Source organism: Methanobacterium sp. BAmetb5 (genome assembly GCF_003491305.1).
In the GTDB taxonomy this organism is placed as follows: Archaea; Methanobacteriota; Methanobacteria; order Methanobacteriales; family Methanobacteriaceae; genus Methanobacterium.
This window is the reverse complement of record NZ_CP022706.1, coordinates 1,337,501-1,340,000: the sequence shown is the minus strand read 5'-3', so window position 1 is coordinate 1,340,000 and position 2,500 is coordinate 1,337,501. Positions and strand designations below refer to the sequence as shown.

Sequence of the window (2,500 nt, the reverse complement as noted above, 5' to 3'; positions counted from 1 at the left end):
ACCGGGAATACGACTTCAACGAAATAGCAACTATAACCCGAGCAGCAGCTGCTAAAATCTATGGATATCAGGACAGGGGAGAATTAACCCCAGGTTACAATGCAGACATAGCAGTGTACGACCTGAACCCCAACGACATAGATCCATCTAAAGAACCAGCTGCCATAGAACAAGCCTTTGGAAACGCCATGTACACCATCAAGGATGGTCAGATCCTGGTTAAAGATGGAGAAGTTGTGAAAGTTGTACCTAGTCACACCCTATGGACCAATGTACAAGGTTTCGAAGAACAGGAAAAAGCAGTAATGGAAAAGGTTATGCCTACATTCAGACGCTTCTACACTGTTAAATTCGAAAACTACCAAGTACAAGACCATTTCACACCTAACCCACTCATAACAACGGTCCAGGCAAGTAAATAAGGGGGTATCAAAAGTGAAAACAATAACCTTAACACTAAAGAAAAAATCCCAAATAGCCCTGGAGTTTGATGAGCTCATCCCGGATAAAGTGTTCACCTGGGAGAAAGCCGACTTCGAAAACTATCAGGTGCCAGTTGGAAACCGAAGATTCCCACTAACCGACTACTTCGACATTGAAGTGGAAGGAACAGCAGCAGGTCCTGAAGAAGTGAAAATGATCCTCGAAGGTGACTGTGGCCGAGTAAAATATATCGGCTGTAAAATGGGCGCCGGAGAGATCATTGTAAACGGAGACGCTGACCTGCACTGTGGAGCAGAAATGACCGGCGGTAAAATTACCGTCAATGGTGACGCCGAAAGTTACGCCGGCCGTGAAATGAAAGGTGGCGAACTGGAAATCATGGGTAACACCAGGGAATTCTGCGGATGCTCCTACATTGGTGACTGGAGAGGAATGAGTGGAGGTAAAATCATCCTCCACGGAAACGCAGGTAAACAACTGGGAGAATGCCTATCTGGTGGAGAAATCTACGTTGAAGGAGACTGCGACATCCTTGCAGGAATCCACATGAGTAAAGGTTTCATCCAGATCGATGGAGATGTTACTCGCTGGCCTGGTGGTCAGATGAAAAACGGTAATGTCCTCATCAATGGAGAACTGGGAATGCTCCTGGAAGGATTTGTCTATGACGAAATTGTCCGGGACCCAGTGATCGATGGTAAGAGCTTCTCTGGAAAATACATCAAATATACCGGGGACCTTGCAGTAAACGGTAAAGGTGGGCTGTACCTCAACGCAGAAAAGAACAGGAAATACTTATAATTCCTGTTTTATTTTTTTATTTTTTTTCAAAAACATTTTTTTTAAACCCAAAATTTAAGTAACATCTTATACATCTAATTATAAATTTAACATATACCCAAATTCACGTGATTTTTATGGAAGAAGAAACATTTTTAAAGGCCGAAGAGATCATTGATTATATTCGGGACAATGTCAAAACGCATGACATCCTTGAAATTTCATATAACCGAATTTACGCTCCAGGAGAAGTTTTAGGGGTTGAAATGCAGGAGGAATATGGGGAAGAGTTTCTGGAAGTCACCCTGCACTTGAATGGAGATCTGGTCAATCAAGTAGTACGCATCAACATGCACGCCATCAAGGATGATCTCATAGAAATTAGGCATACTCATGGGGAAGAGCTCAAGGTATTCATGGCAGAATCATAGCCATTAACCTCATCATCAAATATGGTCATCTTGTATGATCATCCTTTAAATTAACCAAAATATAAGTATTAAGTATCAAATTTATTTAAGCAGTGATTTTTAAGGCAGTAATGATTCATGCGCAATTTGAGGTGTTATGATGGTTCGAGAATTGACTATGGATTGTGAAGAAGCAATTGAATACATCAAAAATAACGTAAAAACCTATGATAAAATTGAAATGTCCTACAATCGGGTTTTCACTCCGGGTGAGGTTATAAACATTGAAACTTGTGTTCTTAAGGGCGGACAGAAAAGTTGCACAGTCTTGGTAAGCCTTGATGGTGATACTATTCATTCAACTGTTGATATTGACCTTGAAAAGATAAAGTACGATTTAATTGAAGTCAAACACATCCCTAAGGATGGTGAAGAAATATTGATCACCATTGACTCCTGTGAAGAGTAGTTTTCAGGTTCCGGGATTAAAGCAACAAAGCTAATTAGCTCTGTAGAACTTATTCTACAGAGTCAGATTTTTTATTATTTCTATTTTGAGTTTATTGGTAACGTAAAATAGTTTAAAATACATGCACTGCAGTTGCCTTGAAATAAGTCCAGACAGATTTTCCAATGTTTATCTCCAGATCAAGGAATGATTGCCTGGTTAAAAACACAATCAGAGGGTCTCCAATATCGATGGTTAATTTGATCAGGGTGCCCAGGTCAGCTATTTCCTTAACCTGGCCCTGGAAAACATTCCGGGCACTGGTGGCCACTTTCTGAGTGGCTAGGGTGATGTCTTCAGGTCGCACTGTGATGTGTACTGGTCCGGTTTTTTGTTCAGAGCTGACGATAACTGTATT

At 40.9% G+C, this 2,500-nt stretch carries 5 protein-coding genes (2 of these 5 cut by a window edge); 4 read left to right on the top strand and 1 reads right to left on the bottom strand.

The genetic code is table 11. The features are described 5' to 3' along the window. The 4 genes from CIT02_RS06555 to CIT02_RS06540 form a co-directional block, all read left to right on the top strand. Window positions 1–422: the end of a formylmethanofuran dehydrogenase subunit A gene (locus CIT02_RS06555; protein WP_292614923.1), read on the top strand. It extends 1,291 nt beyond the left edge of the window; only the last 422 of its 1,713 coding nucleotides appear in the window; its start codon lies beyond the left edge, outside the window; its stop codon occupies window positions 420–422. Window positions 423–435: 13 nt separating this feature from the next. After that, the gene (locus CIT02_RS06550) at window positions 436–1,245 is read left to right on the top strand and encodes a formylmethanofuran dehydrogenase subunit C (protein ID WP_292610797.1); all 810 of its coding nucleotides are present in this window, start codon (window positions 436–438) and stop codon (window positions 1,243–1,245) included. A 116-nt stretch (window positions 1,246–1,361) separates the two neighbouring features. Continuing rightward, window positions 1,362–1,655 carry a DUF2097 domain-containing protein gene (locus CIT02_RS06545; RefSeq protein WP_292610794.1) on the top strand — a complete coding sequence of 98 codons (294 nt, stop codon included), beginning with the start codon at window positions 1,362–1,364 and terminating at the stop codon, window positions 1,653–1,655. 136 nt (window positions 1,656–1,791) lie between these two features. Next, window positions 1,792–2,103: a DUF2097 domain-containing protein gene (locus CIT02_RS06540; RefSeq protein WP_292610792.1), complete on the top strand. Its 312-nt coding sequence runs from the start codon at window positions 1,792–1,794 to the stop codon at window positions 2,101–2,103. A 112-nt stretch (window positions 2,104–2,215) separates the two neighbouring features. Here the strand turns inward: CIT02_RS06540 and wtpC are convergent, their stop codons facing one another. Then, on the bottom strand, window positions 2,216–2,500 hold the 3' portion of the coding sequence (wtpC, locus tag CIT02_RS06535; protein ID WP_292610790.1) for a tungstate ABC transporter ATP-binding protein WtpC. The gene runs 759 nt beyond the window's last position; 285 of the gene's 1,044 nt are visible here — the last part of the coding sequence; its start codon lies beyond the right edge, outside the window; its stop codon occupies window positions 2,216–2,218.

Bases quoted from the DNA above. Each gene is read 5' to 3' on its own strand.
- CIT02_RS06545 (WP_292610794.1), top strand. From the start codon at position 1,362: ATGGAAGAAGAAACATTTTTAAAGGCCGAAGAGATCATTGATTATATT.
- CIT02_RS06540 (WP_292610792.1), top strand. From the start codon at position 1,792: ATGATGGTTCGAGAATTGACTATGGATTGTGAAGAAGCAATTGAATAC.